At 67.3% G+C, this 13,709-nt stretch carries 18 protein-coding genes; 4 read left to right on the top strand and 14 right to left on the bottom strand.

All coding sequences use genetic code 11. The annotated features are described in order from the left end of the window. The first annotated feature begins 98 nt into the window (after positions 1–98). Positions 99–1,364, top strand: coding sequence for an MFS transporter (locus tag ACNSN7_RS09070; protein ID WP_418281958.1), 1,266 nt, complete (start codon positions 99–101; stop codon positions 1,362–1,364). 4 nt (positions 1,365–1,368) lie between these two features. On the opposite strand, the gene ACNSN7_RS09065 is transcribed toward ACNSN7_RS09070, so the two are convergent. Genes ACNSN7_RS09065 through ribH form a run of 3 tightly spaced genes read right to left on the bottom strand, consistent with a single transcriptional unit; the run spans position 1,369 to position 3,674 of the window. Beyond that, positions 1,369–2,082: a helix-turn-helix domain-containing protein gene (locus tag ACNSN7_RS09065; RefSeq protein ID WP_418281957.1), complete on the bottom strand. Its 714-nt coding sequence runs from the start codon at positions 2,080–2,082 to the stop codon at positions 1,369–1,371. Positions 2,083–2,106: 24 nt separating this feature from the next. Further along, a complete protein-coding gene (locus tag ACNSN7_RS09060) occupies positions 2,107–3,273 on the bottom strand; it encodes a pyridoxal phosphate-dependent aminotransferase (protein WP_418281956.1) in 1,167 nt (388 codons plus the stop codon). Beyond that, complete coding sequence (gene ribH / locus ACNSN7_RS09055; RefSeq protein WP_418281955.1) at positions 3,270–3,674, bottom strand: 6,7-dimethyl-8-ribityllumazine synthase; 405 nt, start codon at positions 3,672–3,674, stop codon at positions 3,270–3,272. The genes ACNSN7_RS09060 and ribH overlap by 4 nt, the downstream gene beginning before the upstream one ends. Positions 3,675–3,790: 116 nt before the next feature. Here ribH and msrA point away from each other — a divergent pair, with 116 nt between their 5' ends. Continuing rightward, positions 3,791–4,327 (top strand): peptide-methionine (S)-S-oxide reductase MsrA, encoded by a 537-nt coding sequence (gene msrA / locus ACNSN7_RS09050; RefSeq protein WP_418281954.1) that lies wholly within the window; start codon positions 3,791–3,793, stop codon positions 4,325–4,327. A gap of 522 nt (positions 4,328–4,849) precedes the next feature. On the opposite strand, the gene ACNSN7_RS09045 is transcribed toward msrA, so the two are convergent. From ACNSN7_RS09045 to ACNSN7_RS09025, 5 genes are all read right to left on the bottom strand, one after another. Beyond that, complete coding sequence (locus ACNSN7_RS09045; protein WP_418281953.1) at positions 4,850–5,656, bottom strand: nitrilase-related carbon-nitrogen hydrolase; 807 nt, start codon at positions 5,654–5,656, stop codon at positions 4,850–4,852. Then, the gene (locus ACNSN7_RS09040; protein WP_418281952.1) at positions 5,653–6,081 is read right to left on the bottom strand and encodes an SRPBCC family protein; all 429 of its coding nucleotides are present in this window, start codon (positions 6,079–6,081) and stop codon (positions 5,653–5,655) included. Before ACNSN7_RS09040 ends, ACNSN7_RS09045 begins: the two co-directional genes overlap by 4 nt. Positions 6,082–6,203: 122 nt before the next feature. Then, positions 6,204–6,428, bottom strand: a complete 225-nt coding sequence (locus tag ACNSN7_RS09035) for a DUF7123 family protein (RefSeq protein ID WP_418281951.1) — start codon at positions 6,426–6,428, stop codon at positions 6,204–6,206. Between the two features lie 40 nt (positions 6,429–6,468). Then, positions 6,469–6,651, bottom strand: a complete 183-nt coding sequence (locus ACNSN7_RS09030; RefSeq protein ID WP_418281950.1) for a DUF7525 family protein — start codon at positions 6,649–6,651, stop codon at positions 6,469–6,471. A gap of 97 nt (positions 6,652–6,748) precedes the next feature. After that, positions 6,749–7,780: a PhoU domain-containing protein gene (locus tag ACNSN7_RS09025; RefSeq protein WP_418281949.1), complete on the bottom strand. Its 1,032-nt coding sequence runs from the start codon at positions 7,778–7,780 to the stop codon at positions 6,749–6,751. Between the two features lie 269 nt (positions 7,781–8,049). On the opposite strand from ACNSN7_RS09025, the gene ACNSN7_RS09020 reads away from it, so the two are divergent. After that, a complete protein-coding gene (locus ACNSN7_RS09020) occupies positions 8,050–9,051 on the top strand; it encodes an acetamidase/formamidase family protein (protein WP_418281948.1) in 1,002 nt (333 codons plus the stop codon). 105 nt (positions 9,052–9,156) lie between these two features. Here the strand turns inward: ACNSN7_RS09020 and ACNSN7_RS09015 are convergent, their stop codons facing one another. The 5 genes from ACNSN7_RS09015 to ACNSN7_RS08995 all read right to left on the bottom strand — a co-directional run bounded on the left by ACNSN7_RS09015 (position 9,157) and on the right by ACNSN7_RS08995 (position 12,552). Continuing rightward, positions 9,157–10,377: an iron-containing alcohol dehydrogenase family protein gene (locus tag ACNSN7_RS09015; RefSeq protein ID WP_418281947.1), complete on the bottom strand. Its 1,221-nt coding sequence runs from the start codon at positions 10,375–10,377 to the stop codon at positions 9,157–9,159. A 104-nt stretch (positions 10,378–10,481) separates the two neighbouring features. Next, positions 10,482–10,919: a hypothetical protein gene (locus ACNSN7_RS09010; RefSeq protein WP_418281946.1), complete on the bottom strand. Its 438-nt coding sequence runs from the start codon at positions 10,917–10,919 to the stop codon at positions 10,482–10,484. Positions 10,920–11,022: 103 nt separating this feature from the next. Further along, on the bottom strand, positions 11,023–11,997 hold the full coding sequence (locus ACNSN7_RS09005) for an aldo/keto reductase (RefSeq protein WP_418281945.1): 975 nt from the start codon (positions 11,995–11,997) through the stop codon (positions 11,023–11,025). A 69-nt stretch (positions 11,998–12,066) separates the two neighbouring features. Beyond that, on the bottom strand, positions 12,067–12,264 hold the full coding sequence (locus tag ACNSN7_RS09000; RefSeq protein WP_418281944.1) for a hypothetical protein: 198 nt from the start codon (positions 12,262–12,264) through the stop codon (positions 12,067–12,069). A 42-nt stretch (positions 12,265–12,306) separates the two neighbouring features. Continuing rightward, the gene (locus ACNSN7_RS08995) at positions 12,307–12,552 is read right to left on the bottom strand and encodes a DUF8151 family protein (protein WP_418281943.1); all 246 of its coding nucleotides are present in this window, start codon (positions 12,550–12,552) and stop codon (positions 12,307–12,309) included. Between the two features lie 191 nt (positions 12,553–12,743). Between ACNSN7_RS08995 and ACNSN7_RS08990 the strand changes: the two genes are divergently transcribed. Beyond that, a complete protein-coding gene (locus ACNSN7_RS08990; protein WP_418281942.1) occupies positions 12,744–13,430 on the top strand; it encodes a uracil-DNA glycosylase family protein in 687 nt (228 codons plus the stop codon). Between the two features lie 28 nt (positions 13,431–13,458). Here the strand turns inward: ACNSN7_RS08990 and ACNSN7_RS08985 are convergent, their stop codons facing one another. After that, positions 13,459–13,638, bottom strand: coding sequence for a DUF7470 family protein (locus ACNSN7_RS08985; RefSeq protein ID WP_418281941.1), 180 nt, complete (start codon positions 13,636–13,638; stop codon positions 13,459–13,461). Positions 13,639–13,709: the final 71 nt, after the last annotated feature.

The raw sequence follows: 13,709 nt of genomic DNA, 5'->3' as shown, positions 1-13,709 counted from the left end.
CGGCGCGCCGGGTTCGGCGAGTGCGGCGTCCACGACGCGAGCGATACCGCGCATGTGCGGGGGGTAACTATTCCCGTTCGAGGGATCATCTCTTCGCGATGAACGGAAACGACCGGGCGATCACCGGATTCGCGATGATCGCCCATCTGACGTTTCACCTATACGAACTCACGATCCCCCTATTCATCGTGGTCTGGCTCGTGGTTTTCGACGTCTCCGCCGCCGTGATCGGCACGCTCGTCGGGGTGGGACTCGCGCTCATCGGCCTCGGCGCTGTCGTCAGCGGGGTTCTCGCCGATGAGTACGGCTCGAAGGCCCTGGTCATGGCGTCGATCCTCGGAATGGGTATCTCGTTTCTCCTCATCAGTGTCTCGCCAACGATCGAAGCGCTGGCGGTCGCGCTGTTCGTGTGGGGGGCGGCGTCGAGCCTCTATCACCCCGCGGCGCTGTCGCTTCTGACTCGGGGCACTGAGGAACAGGGAACCGCGCTGGCGTACCACGGGGTGGCCGGAAACGTCGGAACCGCGCTCGGTCCCTTCGCCGCGGCCGTCCTCCTGACGTTTCTCCCGTGGCGACAGGTCGCCGCCCTCTTCGCGTTCCCCGCACTCGTCGCGGTCCTCCTGGCGGCGACCGTCGAGTTCGACGAGTCCGCGGGGATCGACGACGACGCGACGTCGGTCCCCACCGAGTCCGGCCTCACCGACTTCCTCGGCGTCCTGCGGCAGTCGCGGGTCCTCTTTACCGGCGGGTTCGTCGTCGCGTTCGTGATCATGATGGTCCACGGCGTCTACGCGCGCGGCGTGCTCTCGTTCCTGCCGGAGATCCTGGCCGGAGTCCCGCGCTTCGATCCGGTCGAACTCGTCGGCGAAACGTTCGAGCCGAGCCAGTACGTGTACGCCGGCCTCCTCCTGCTCGGTGGCGTCGGCCAGTACGTCGGAGGAAAGTGGACCGACCGCGGATCGACCGAGCGCGCACTGATCGGGACGTACCTTCTCCTCGTCGTCGCCTCGATCGCCTTCTTCCCCGCGGCCGACGCCGGACTCGCGCTGCTGCTGCTCGTCTGTGGGACGCTCGGCTTCGCGATCTACATGAGCGCCCCGATCCGACAGGCGCTGCTCGCGAAATACTCCCCGCCGGACGTTCACGGACTCGCGTTCGGCTACTTCTATCTGGGCGTCTACGGTGCCGGCGCGGTCGGCGCGGCGTTCGCCGGCGTCGTTCTGACGTACGCGACACCCGAGACGTTCTTCGTCGTGTTCGGAGGTATCGCCGCGATCGTGGTCGCTCTCGGCGTCCTACTGCGATACAACTATTCGACGGAGAACGCCGACGAGACCACGGAATCGGACCCGGCCGCACGGTGACCGATCAGTGAACGGGTGCGTTCGCGAGTAGCGTCCGTTCGGCCTTTCGGAGGTGTTCGAGGAACGTCGACTTCGTGATGCCGAGTTCGTCGGCGATCGCTTCGGCGTCGGCTTCCCGCGGATACTCGTAGTATCCCCGTTTCCGGGCCAGACGGAACGCCTCTCGCTGTCGCACCGAGATCGCGGGCGACGGCGCGGCGACCGCCGAACCGCCCGCGGCACCGACTGACGCGATGCTTCGGAGATCGAGATCGGCGTCGTGTTCGGCTTCGATCGCCGCGAGCGTCCGGGAGACGGTCTCGCGATCGCCGCGCGTGAGCAGGCTCCGCCGTTCGGAACCGTCGCGGTGATACGTCGGTCCGAGGTGGAGAAAGCCGCGGGAGCGAAACGTCTCACGCATCCCGCCGCCCGAGCCCGTATGAACCACGAGGTTACGAGTGACTGGAGCGACGTCGGGGCCGTACGCGTGTTCGACGGCATCGGCAACCCGGTCGGCCTCGCCGATCGTTTCGATGAGCTCCTCGACGGCGTCCCGCGAGTTCCCGAACGCGGTGTAATACCCGACGTACGACCCCGAGCCGGGAAGCCGCGTCGTCCCGTACCCCATGAGCCCGACGTCGCTCCCCGCGGTCGCCTCCAGCGTCCAGCAGCCCGGATGTCGGACGTCGACCGAGAGCTGTAGTAGCTCCGTCCCGTCCGGTTTCGTCTCCGCACCCATACCCGCCGAAGGGCGGTGACCCACTTATAATAGGTCGTTCGCGACGAGCCGGTCGACGGCCTCGCGGAGTCGCTCCTCGCTGGCGGCGTACGAGATCCGCGCGAAGCCGGGCGCGTTGAACGCGCTTCCGGGGACACACGCGACGGAGGCCTCCTCGATGGCGGCCTCACACCACGCCTGGTCGTCGGCTCGCTCGCCGTCACCGACCGGGAGCATCATGTAGAACGCGCCGTCGCCGACGTCGACGTCGATCCCGTGTTCGTCGAACAGGTCGACGAGCAGGTCGCGGCGGTCCGCGAACGCGTCGCGCATTTCGCTGACCGCCTCGTCCGTGTTCGCGAGCGCCTCGACGCCCGCGTGCTGAACGAAGTTGACCGCACACGACACGGAGTGCGAGTGGAGCTTCCCCGCCTGACCGACAAACTCGTCGGTCGCGTGGAGGTAGCCGAGCCGCCATCCGGTCATCGAGAACGCCTTCGAGAAGCCGTTGATCGTCACCGTGCGGTCCGCCATCCCGTCGAGGCTCGCGAGCGACGTCGGCTCGACGCCGTAGGTGATACGCTCGTAGATCTCATCGGAGATGACCGCCACGTCGTGTTCGACCGCCAGATCGCGGACGCCCTCCAGGGCCTCCTCGGAGAACACTGCGCCGGTCGGGTTCGACGGGGAGTTGACGACGAGCAGCTCGGTGTCATCGGAGACGACCGCGCCGAGCTCCTCGAGCGCGGGTTCGAGCTGGAACCCGTGCGGGGCCAGGTCGACGCGGGAGAGGTCGCCCCCTGCGAGCTTCGCCATCGCCTCGTAGGACACCCACGCGGGATCGAGGAGGACGACCTCGTCGCCGTCGTCGATCAGCGTCTGGAAGACCTCGTACAGCGCCTGTTTTCCGCCGGGCGTGACGATCACTTCGTCCGCGCTCGCGTCGATGCCGTTGCCGCGGAGCTTCGCCGCGATCGCCTCCCGCAGTTTCGGGATCCCGTTCGAGGAGGTGTAGCCGGTGTGGCCGGCGTCGAGGGCGTCCTTGCCGGCCTCGACGATGTTCGCGGGGGTGTCGAAGTCGGGCTCGCCGACCGACAGGTCGACGATGTCCGCGCCTTCCGCCTCCTTTTCGGCGGCCAGGTTCGATATCGCCAGCGTCGCACTGGGCTCTACGCGTCCGATCCGGTCTGAAAAGTCGTATGCGTCTGTCATTCGAGTTCCTCCACGAGGTCCATCGCGGCGTGTGCGGCGTCCGCTCCCTTGTCGATCCGTTCGCGGGCCTCCGCGCCGGACATCCCCGGACCGCTCACGCCGAACGTGACGGGGGTGTCCCGGTCGAGGCTGACGTCCGTCAGCTTCGTTGCGGCCGCCTCGGCGATCACGCGGTCGTGGTCGGTGTCGCCCGTGACGATCGCTCCGACGACGACGACGGCGTCGATCTCCGTCCGCCGCGCCAGCCGATCGGCCGCGAGCGGGCTGTCGTACGCGCCCGGAACCGCGACCTCGTCGGCGATCACGGCGTCCCGCTGTGCGGCCGCCTCGCGAGCCGCTTCGGCCATCGGCTCCGTCACGGAGTCGTTGAACTGCGCGACGACCAGTCCCAGCGTAACCATACGGATCGCTCGCGCGGGGGACGGCAAAGGTCTACCGTTCGCTGTCGACGTTGCCGACGCCTCTTCGTGTCGACGTTGCCGACGCCCCTTTAGGGGTTGCCCGCCTACGTGCGTGCATGACGAGGACCGAAATCGCGACGCTCGGCGGCGGCTGTTTCTGGTGTGTGGAGGCGGCCTTCGAGGCGCTTCCCGGCGTCGTCGACGTCACTTCCGGATACGCCGGCGGCCACGCCGACGACCCGACGTACGGGGAGGTCTGCTCCGGATCGACCGGCCACGCCGAGGTCGTGCAGATAGCGTACGACGGAGACGAGCTCGCGTACGCGGACGTTCTCAAGGTGTTCTTCACGGTTCACGACCCGACACAGCTGAACCGCCAGGGCCCGGACGTGGGGAGCCAGTACCGATCGATCGTACTCACACACGACGCCGAGCAGGCCGAGACGGCGGCGGCGTACGTCGAGCAGCTCGACGCCGAGGGCGTGTACGACGACGAGATCGTCACGGAGATCGAACCGCTGGAGACGTTTTACCGCGCCGAGGAGAAACATCAGAACTACTACGAGAAGAACCCCGGCGACGCGTACTGTACGTTCCACGCGGACCCGAAGATCGAGAAGGTCCGACGGGAGTTCGTCGACCGAGCACAGTGATGAATCGACGCTCGTAGTGCGCGATCGACGCTGATAGCGCGAGCGATCGCACTGTTCCCGTGAGCGCTCCACCGAGCGACACGTCTCGCGACTGTGAAACGGAGTCGGCCTCGGGAGGCGGTGTGGGAGGCGGTGTGGGAGCGGGTCGTCCCGAAGCCAGAACCCGCGGTCGACGTCGGCGAACGAGGTCCTATCGAGGCTCTGTCGAGAAACGGTCGGGAAACGAGCAGGAACGATCGAGAGCGGTGGTGTGAAACGGGAGGCGAGTGTCGGGCGGGACGGGCCGGAGCAGCGGACCCCCAACTGCGTGTAGCCCGGGCCGCCCGAACGGTCGGGACGGGCGCGGTTTGAATGCCAAACTCCGACGAGAAAAGCGTCGGACCTCGGCAGAGATCGGTATGGGCTTGACGGGTATAAAGGTAGGAGGTTCGCCACCGTCCGCCCGACGTCCTCGCGTCCCGCCACAGCCGACGTCCTCGCGCCCCGTCACAGCCGACGTCCCTTGTGTCTCGTCCCCGTCAGTCACCGACGGTCACGCAGCGCCGGGAACTCCGTTCGGACCGCCGTCACGCGCGCCGGGTCGATATCGGCGGTCACCGTCGTCGGCTCCTCGCCCGACGACGCGAGCGTCGTCCCCCACGGGTCGTACACGGACGTCCGTCCGCAGAGGGCGTCGTCGCCGAACCGACCGCTCCCGTTGACGGTCGCCACGTACGCGAGGCTCTCGATCGCGCGGGCCCGTCCGAGGGTGCGCCAGTGTTCGACCCGCGGGTACGGCCACGCGCTGGGAACGAGCACGCACTCGACGCCGTCGTCGACCATGCCCCGGTACAGCTCCGGGAACCGGAGGTCGTAACACGTCGTCACGCCGATCCGGACGCCGTCGACCTCGACGACGGGCACTCGCTCGCCGGGAACCATTCGATCGGTCTCCTCGGAGCCGTACCCGAACAGGTGGTGTTTCCGATAGACGAGTCGCCGCTCCCCGGCCGCGTCGAACAGCACCGCGGTGTTCGCCAGCCCCTCGTCCGCCGGGACGTCGACGCCGTCCGCCGCGGATGCGGCGAGGTCCTCGACGATCGTCCCCGCCAGGACGGCGACGCCCGCGTCCGCGGCGACGTCGGCGAACCGTTCCAGTCGCGGACCGCGGAGACCCTCCGCCGCACGGTCGTACGCGTCGAACGCGAAGTAGCCGACGTCGAACAGCTCCGGGAGCACCACGAGGTCCGCGCCGTTCGCTGCCGCCTCGCGGACTCGGTCGATCGCGCGGTCGACGTTGTTCGAAACCGCGCCGCCCTCGACGGCGGACTGGACGCACGCGAGGTTCATGCGTTCGCCCCCACCGACGCTCGGAGCGCGGCTTCGAGGTTGTCCAACTCCGTCTCGAAGTTCCGCTTGAAGAAGGACTCGACGCCCGGGAGCCTTCCGTCGACGACGAACTCGTTCGCGAGCCGACAGCCGGACTCCGTCTCCGTGATCGTGTGTTCGCCCGTGACGCGGAACGCCTTCGACGTACCGACGAACTTCACTCGGGTCGGCGGCTCGCGTTCGACCTCCTCGGTCTCGACCGAAATCGTCGAACGGATCATCGGGATCGGGAGTGCGACGTGCCACGTGGCTCGTCCCTCCCCGTGGACCTCGAACGTTTCGACCACGCTTATCGCGCCTGCACGCTGCTCCGCGTCCGAGATGAACGCCCACACGTCCGCCGCGGGCGCATCGAACTCGAACGTCCGGGAGACTCGGACGGTCATGTCTCTGCGTTCGCACGGGAGGAATTAAAAGGGATGGAGTCGGGGCGGGGAGACGGACGGGAGGAGGGGAGACGGACGGGAAGGTAGTCGACCGTCAGATCGTACAGCCGACAGCGCTCCGATCAGCCCTGTGTGACGCGCCACGTCGTCGACCGCGCGCGGCCCCACTTCTCGATGTCGACGTCGTCGGACTTCTCGGCGAGACGGGGAAGGCGGGAGCCGACCTGTTTTGCGGTGAGACCGATGGCGTCGGCGATCGTCTTCGAGCGGACGTACCGCTCGCCGCGGGAGACGCTGTCCGTGAGGTACGCGAGGATCCGCCGTTCCTCATCGGTGTACTCCGTCATCGTCGGAAAGTAGGTGTCAAACGGCCTTAACCGTTTCTCGTTAGTCGAACAGCTGGATGGCGATGACCGCGAGCAGCGCGAAGAGGATCGCCGCACCGAACCCCCACGCACGACCCAGCTGCGTCGGCGCTCCGTACATCGCGACCGCCCCGACGAGCGCGACCGCCGAGAACGCGATCATCACGCCCAACCCCTTGTCCGATTCGATGGATCCCTCGCTCATACCGGAAAATTTCCGGGCAGGCACTTAGTTCATACGAACCGTGGCAACGCGGAACGGGATCGGCCTCCGGTCGTCGAACGACCTCGACGTGGACCGACTAGATGATCTCGACGTGGTCCGACTCCTCGTTCAACGCGAGGTTGGCCGCGATCTCCGCGTTTCGCATGGCGTACTCGGCGGTGTGCTGAAGGCTGACGAGTACCTCCCGAGTCATCAACAGAACGTCGTTGTCGAGGTCGTCCGGGAGCTGATCGAGGATCTCCTGTTCGCGGTCCTCCAGTTTCGTGAACAGGTCGCGACACTGAACGGTGAGGTCGTAGTCGCGTTCGACGACGGCACGAACCGCGAGCGCGGTGAGCTCGTCCACCTGATCGGTGAACTCGCGGATCTGCCGCATCGTCGCGCTGTCGACGTCGAGGGTGTGGCCCTCCGCCTCCATCACGATATCGGCGATGTCCTCCGCGTTGTCCGCCGTGAGCTCGAGGTTCTTCGCGACCGAGCGGTAGCCGATGAGCGGGAACCCCTCCTCTAACCCGACCGCGCGGGCGAGATTGGGGTTCTGGTAGGCCGTGAAGATCAGGCGTAAGAGCAGGACGAAGATCTTGTTCGCCTGCCGCTCGCGGTTGAGCGCGCGCTGTGCGAGGTCGGGATTGCCGTGTGCGAGCGCCTTCACCGCCTCGCCACGCATCGTCGATCCCGTGTTCTCCAGCCGTTCGAGCAGGTTGTCGAGCGTGAAGTCCTCCGGGTCGACGGAACACCGGATCGCGATGTCCTCCGGCGTCTCCTCGATGACGCCGAGACCCATCAGCTGCGTCTCCGCCTTATAAACGGCGTTGATATGGTCGCTGTCGAGCGCGCCCTCGCTGGTGACGTGGATCACGCGCCGTCCGAGCACGTACTGTGCGACGATCGCGCGTTCGAGCGCGCCGGCGTCGAGGTTGTCGGCGCTGATGATCGCCTCCGACTCCTCGGAGCTCACCGACTCCGGAAGCACCGTCAGCGTCCCCTTCCCGCCCATCCGAAGCGACACCTCATCGCCTTTGTTCACCCCGTGTTCCTGTGCCCACTCAGCCGGCAGCGTCATCGCCAGCGTCGACGGACCGAGCCGCTGGACTTTCCGCGTTTCCATACCTATAGGGATCGCAGGATCGACCTTAACGTTATCCCTATGGTCATTATACGCACTCAAAAATATACAAGGTGTTCATGGACGTTCGTGAGAAACGAGTGCGTCTCACCGTGGGAAACGGCTACGCCCTGCAGTGTCGGGTGCGGACGAACCGAGTGACGCCTCGAGGCGACCACAGGGATCGAAGCGCGGTCACCGGAGACGAGCCGAATTCCGAGAGCGGCGTCCGCTTTTAAGTTCTCGGCCGCCGATACGTCGGGTGATTACGTATGACACACCACGATACCGGGCCGGCGGACGCCGACGCCTCGAAGCGCGACTACACGGTCGATCACCGCCTCTCGGACGCGGAGGAGAACATTCATCGGGTCTGGGACAACTCGCTCGACCCGGTCCTCACGGTCGGTGACGGCGACGTCGTCAGGTTCGAATGTCGCGACGCCGTCGACCGCCAGCTCGACGTGGATTCGACGGTCGACGACTTCGCGAACGTCAGCTTCGATCCGGTTCACCCCCTGACTGGACCCGTCGCCGTCGAGGGCGCGGAGCCGGGCGACGTGCTCCAGGTCGATCTGCTCGACTTCCAGCACAAGGGCTGGGGGTACACCGGCTATCTGCCGGGCGAGATGGGGCTCGGTCTGCTTCCGGAGGAGTTCCCGGAGGCGGGCGTCCACGTCTGGGACCTACAAGGGGACGTCGGCCACTTCGTGAACGGGATCGAGGTCCCGCTCGATCCGTTCCCCGGCGTCGTCGGCCTCGCACCCGGCGAGGACGGCGCACACGACACGCTTCCCCCGCGCTCGACCGGCGGCAACATGGACGTGAAACACCTGACTGCGGGGTCGACGCTGTACCTCCCGGTCGAGGTCGCCGGCGGCCTGTTCTCGACGGCCGACTGTCACGCCGCACAGGGCGACGGCGAGGTGTGTGTCACCGGCATCGAGGCCCCGATGTTCGTCACCGCCCGCCTCTCCGTCCGGACGGACATGGCGATCGAACAGCCGCAGTTCGAGACGACCGGCCCGTTCACGCCGACCGGCGGCGACGAGCCGATGTACGGGACGACGGGGATCTCGGACGACCTGATGGACGCGACCAAGAAGGCGACGAAACACATGATCGACCACCTCGCCGAGCACAGGGGCCTGACCCGCGGAGAGGCGTACATCCTCTGTTCGGCGGCGATGGACCTGAAGATAAGCGAGGTCGTCGACGCGCCGAACTGGACCGTCTCCGCGTACGTTCCCGAGAGCATCTTCCCCGAGGAGTAGTCGCGATGCCGGTGTGAGGTCCGGCTCAGCCGACGATGTCGGTGCGAGGCTCGGATCGGTCGATGATGCCGGTGCGAGGCCCCGATCGTGAACGCCGTTGCGCCGTCACCACGCCTCGCGAAGTACCGACTCGATCTCCTCGACGGTCGGATCGAGCCCGGACGGTGCCCGTGCCATCATCGGGTCGTCGAGGATGAACGCGGCGATCTCGGGGACGTCCTCCTCGCTGGTCTCGGGGAGGTCGCGGGCTCGATCGGGACGGTTCATTCCGTCCCGGACGGCCGCAACGGCGTCCACGACGCGGTCCGCGATCTCGTCGTCGCTGTGCCCCTCGACGTCGACGCCGAGCCCGGCCGCCAGCGCCCGACGGTTCCCGTCGACCGAGCCGAAGACGTATCGGAGGACCGGCGGGGCGAGCACCGCGTGGACGTCGCCTTGCTGGACGTCGTACCGTCGGGAGAACCCGTGCCCGAACGCGTGGATGACGGAGACCTTGCGGTCGACTTGGACGAGCAGCGCACCGAGGGCGGCCCGGTCCATCGCCGCGGGATCCGCGTCGGCAACGGCATCGTCGTCGCCTGCGACCCTCGGTAACGCCTCGCCGAAGTAGCGCAGTCCGTGGATCGCCGTCGCGTCGCTTATCGCCGACGCGTCTCTCGCGTACGGCGTCTCGATTCCCTTGTTGAACCCGTTCATCGCCGATCCGGCGAGCGCACCTCGCGGCGTCGTCTCGAACAGCGACGGGTCGACGACGTCGGCGATCGGCATCGCCGACCCGCTGATCAGAACGGGCTGGTCGGTCGGCGACTCCTCGACGGGCGTCACGACGAGCGTCCCGCCGTCGGAGAGGTCCGCGCCCGCGAACGTCGTCGGAACGACCACGACGGGAAGCTCCGGGTCGGCTCCGGACGGCTGTTCGACCCGGCCCTCGGCCGCCGCGGTGGCCCGAAGATCGGAGAGCGACCGCCCGTCAGCGGCGAGCACGCTCGCCTGGCGAGCGATGTCGAGGCTGCTTCCGCCGCCGACGCCGACGAGGACGTCCGCGTCCGTCTCCGCGACCGCGTCGAGCAGGTCGTACACCGAGTCGACGAGCTTGTCCGGCGTCGTCCCGTCGAACACGCCGACGAATCGCTCCCCGAGCCCCTCACGAACCGACCCCATGAGCGTCTCGTTCGCGCCGACGTTCGACCCGCAGACGACGAGCGCCCGCTCCAGTCCCGCCTCGCCGAGGTACGCCTCCAGATCGCCTATGCGACCGCGTCCGTACAACACGTCACAGCCGCGGTACTCGTGATCGAACGGCGTCGTCGTCAGAGCGTCTGCCATATCTCCCGGTCGCGCCGTGACTCCCTAGTAGTACCGCTCGCGGAGAAGTTCGCGCTCGCGGAGACGTTCGCGCTCGATCGCGGAGAACTCCGCGCTTGCTCCCGTCAGTCGTCCTCGAGCGCCTGCGCGATCCGCTGGAGCTGTCGGGTCGCGTCACGGACCTCGTCGCGGAGCTGGCGCACCTCGCGGACCAGCTCCTCGTTTCCGGCCTCGTCGCGTCCCTCCTCGCGCCCGCCGGGACCGCCGCCCATGCCGGGGGGCCCGCCCGCGCCGCCGGGACCGCCACCCATCATGCCGGACATCATCTGTGCGAACGGGTTGCCGCCACCGCCGCCGCCGCCCATGCCGGGCGGGCCGCCACCGCCGCCCATCATCTCCTCGGGACTCGGACGGTCGCCCTCCTCGCGTTCCTCCTCACGCCGTTCCCGGATCTCCTCGACGCGCTCGCGGAAGGACTTCTCCTCGTCGTCGCCGTTCGTTGCACCGCTCGGTTCCTCGTCAGTCGACTCGTCGTCGGCCGTCTCGGCCTCGTCGTCCGTCATGACTCACGGTTCGGGGTCCCGTCCGAAAAGGGTTGTTGCTCCGGTTACACTGGATCGGGTATCCGTGGCTGAGTTGCAGTCGCGGTCGAACGTCGGTGACGACTCACTCGTGGCCGGACACCCGGACCGGCTCGTACGGCTCTTCTAACCACTCGACGTCCGAGTCCGAGAGGTCGACGTCGAGGGCTTCGACCGCGTCCTCGAGGTGCTCGATGCTCGTCGTTCCGACGATCGGCGTCTCGACGAACTCGTTTTGGAACAGCCACGCCAGTCCGATCTGGGCCATCTTTACGCCGTTCTCGGCCGCCAGTTCCTCGACGCGCTCGTTGATCTCCCGACCGCCGCCCTCCCGGTACGGGTGGTCATATATGTGTTCTTCCGTCTCGCCGCGCAGCGTCGCGTCTATCTCCTCGTCCGGTCGCGTCAGATAGCCCCGCGCGAGCGGGCTCCACGGCATCACGCCGATTCCCTTCTCTTCACAGTACGGGAGCATCTCGCGCTCCTCCTCCCGATACACGAGGTTGTAGTGGTTCTGCATGGTGACGAACCGATCGAAGCCGTTCGCCTCCGAGGTGTGGAGCGCCTCGGCGAACTGGTGGGCCCACATCGACGACGCGCCGAGATGCCGTACCTTTCCGCGGCGAACGGCGTCGTCGAGCGCTCCCAGCGTCTCCTCGATCGACGTCTCGTCGTCCCACCGGTGGATCTGATAGAGGTCGATCGTCTCCATCCCGAGTCGGTCGAGGCTGTTCTCCAGTTCCTGCTCGATCGCCTTCCGCGAGAGCCCGCCGGAGTTGGGGTTCGCATCGTCCATTTGGAAGTACCCCTTCGTGGCGACGACGGCCTCCTCGCGGTGCCCGTCCAGGGCCTTGCCGAGGACGCGCTCCGATTCGCCGTTCGAGTACATGTTGGCGGTATCGAAGAAGTTCACACCGAGTTCGAGCGCGCGCTCGACGAGCTCGATGCCCGCCTCCTCGTCGAGTACCCACTCTCGCCACTCCGGATCCCCGAAGCTCATACAGCCGAGACAGATCTTCGAGACGGTCGTTCCGGTGCTTCCGAGGGTCGTGTACTCCATACCGACGGCTCGTTGGCAACCCTCAAAAAGGTGGGTTCGGTCGACGCCGGTGGCTCGAGAGGATCTCGGCTACTCGTCCCGGAAGGAGGCCGTGTACACGAGGAACGCGCCGGTCAGAATGACGAACGAGAGGAAGGTGAGGAGCGCGAGCACGTTCGCGATCGGATCGAGCGGGGCGAGGAACTCCTGCCCCGTCGTGTCCAACACGAGTACTGCGAGGAGGGCGGCGATCAGACCGAGCAGCCAGTCGGAGAGTACGCTGTCCATGCGGCTCACAACAGCGGGACGACCTAAAAAGACGGGGGTCCGCTACTCCGCGTCCGAAAGCGATCGGAGCCGCGGGAGAGCCTGTTCGTAGCCGAGCGCAACGATGCCGACGTACAGCGCGAGCAGTCCCATGCCGACGGCCCAGGCACCGACAACGGTGTCACCGCCGGTCACCGCGGTGAACCCGAAACGTTCGAGCGCGACGCCGGCAACCGATGCGGCTCCGGCCCCGACGACGACGATGACGAGTTCGAGCAGTTCGGCAGCGAACGCGGTCCACTTCTCCATACAGGCGAACGGCGGCCGTCAGTTATGAACGTTTCGCAGGAGCTATCGGCGGCGCGTGCCCACGAAGCGACGTGACCGCCGACGAATCGGACGAGACCACCCCCGACGATCCGACGGACGAGACCACCCCCGGCGACGCAACGAACGATCTTCGATTCCCTTCCGCTCGACGGGTCCTCGAACCCGGTTGTGTGCGTTGTCCGGCGCTCGTGGACTGCCGTACCCGTATCGCGTGGGGAAACGGTCCGCTGGATGCCGACGTCGTCGTCGTGGGCGAGGCTCCCGCCGCGGGCGATCCGAACGCCGAACGGTGGCGGGGCGGGAACCTGACGGGATTCGCGTACACGTCCCGACACTCCGGTCGTCGGGTCCGGCGGCTGCTCGCGGACTGCGGCTACGAGGGCCGGGTGTACTACACCAACGCCGTGAAGTGTTTCCCGCGCGACCCGGACGCCGACCGAGAAACGAACCGCGAGCCGACGGCGACGGAGCTCCGTCGCTGTCGCGACCACCTGCGAACGGAACTGGCGACCGTCGGTCCCGCGGTCGTCTGTCCCACCGGCAAGCACGCGACCGAGTCGGTTCTCGCGCTCGCGGGACCGTCGATCGAGGACGTCGCCGACGGCTTCCTCGATGCCGTTCTCCGTCCGCTCTCCGTGGACCTCGCCGTCGACGAGCACCGCGGAAGCGACGAGCACCGCGGGAGCGACGGGCACCGCGGAAGCGACGGTGCTGCCGCCGATGAAGTCGGGGGGCCGACCCTGATCCCGCTTTTGCATCCCTCATACCGCGACGTCTGGGCGGCACGGATCGGATACGGGAGCGGCGACGCCTATCGAGACGCGGTTCGCGAGGCGCTCGACGCCGTCGTCGAGTGAACCGGACTCGAGCCGGCGTCGAGCGCCCTCAGTTCAGCCCGAACGCGCCCATCACGGAGTCCGCGACCCCCTTCGCGATCAGTGCGAGACCGGCGAGGAGGATCATCACGCCCGCGCCGACGATCGGGTCGTGGACCGTCAACAGTGCGACCGCGAGGAAGACGACGCCGACGCCGACGAGCCCTTCGAGTCCGAGTGCGTTTCGCATATCCAGGCGTTTCCCTCACGATCGGTTAAAAGGGGCGGTCGAGTCGATCGCGTTTCGGTGCCGAACGCCGG

Origin of the sequence: Halorubrum rarum (genome assembly GCF_048380895.1) — an archaeon.
In the GTDB taxonomy this organism is placed as follows: Archaea; Halobacteriota; Halobacteria; order Halobacteriales; family Haloferacaceae; genus Halorubrum.
Note: the sequence above shows the minus strand (reverse complement) of the source record. Positions and strands in the feature narration are given on the sequence as shown.

What these genes read in the sequence shown, in the direction of transcription:
- ACNSN7_RS09070 (WP_418281958.1), top strand. Translation starts at nt 99, where the DNA reads ATGAACGGAAACGACCGGGCGATCACCGGATTCGCGATGATCGCCCAT.
- ACNSN7_RS09065 (WP_418281957.1), bottom strand. Translation starts at nt 2,082, where the DNA reads ATGGGTGCGGAGACGAAACCGGACGGGACGGAGCTACTACAGCTCTCG.
- ACNSN7_RS09060 (WP_418281956.1), bottom strand. Translation starts at nt 3,273, where the DNA reads ATGACAGACGCATACGACTTTTCAGACCGGATCGGACGCGTAGAGCCC.
- ribH (WP_418281955.1), bottom strand. Translation starts at nt 3,674, where the DNA reads ATGGTTACGCTGGGACTGGTCGTCGCGCAGTTCAACGACTCCGTGACG.
- msrA (WP_418281954.1), top strand. Translation starts at nt 3,791, where the DNA reads ATGACGAGGACCGAAATCGCGACGCTCGGCGGCGGCTGTTTCTGGTGT.
- ACNSN7_RS09045 (WP_418281953.1), bottom strand. Translation starts at nt 5,656, where the DNA reads ATGAACCTCGCGTGCGTCCAGTCCGCCGTCGAGGGCGGCGCGGTTTCG.
- ACNSN7_RS09040 (WP_418281952.1), bottom strand. Translation starts at nt 6,081, where the DNA reads ATGACCGTCCGAGTCTCCCGGACGTTCGAGTTCGATGCGCCCGCGGCG.
- ACNSN7_RS09035 (WP_418281951.1), bottom strand. Translation starts at nt 6,428, where the DNA reads ATGACGGAGTACACCGATGAGGAACGGCGGATCCTCGCGTACCTCACG.
- ACNSN7_RS09030 (WP_418281950.1), bottom strand. Translation starts at nt 6,651, where the DNA reads ATGAGCGAGGGATCCATCGAATCGGACAAGGGGTTGGGCGTGATGATC.
- ACNSN7_RS09025 (WP_418281949.1), bottom strand. Translation starts at nt 7,780, where the DNA reads ATGGAAACGCGGAAAGTCCAGCGGCTCGGTCCGTCGACGCTGGCGATG.
- ACNSN7_RS09020 (WP_418281948.1), top strand. Translation starts at nt 8,050, where the DNA reads ATGACACACCACGATACCGGGCCGGCGGACGCCGACGCCTCGAAGCGC.
- ACNSN7_RS09015 (WP_418281947.1), bottom strand. Translation starts at nt 10,377, where the DNA reads ATGGCAGACGCTCTGACGACGACGCCGTTCGATCACGAGTACCGCGGC.
- ACNSN7_RS09010 (WP_418281946.1), bottom strand. Translation starts at nt 10,919, where the DNA reads ATGACGGACGACGAGGCCGAGACGGCCGACGACGAGTCGACTGACGAG.
- ACNSN7_RS09005 (WP_418281945.1), bottom strand. Translation starts at nt 11,997, where the DNA reads ATGGAGTACACGACCCTCGGAAGCACCGGAACGACCGTCTCGAAGATC.
- ACNSN7_RS09000 (WP_418281944.1), bottom strand. Translation starts at nt 12,264, where the DNA reads ATGGACAGCGTACTCTCCGACTGGCTGCTCGGTCTGATCGCCGCCCTC.
- ACNSN7_RS08995 (WP_418281943.1), bottom strand. Translation starts at nt 12,552, where the DNA reads ATGGAGAAGTGGACCGCGTTCGCTGCCGAACTGCTCGAACTCGTCATC.
- ACNSN7_RS08985 (WP_418281941.1), bottom strand. Translation starts at nt 13,638, where the DNA reads ATGCGAAACGCACTCGGACTCGAAGGGCTCGTCGGCGTCGGCGTCGTC.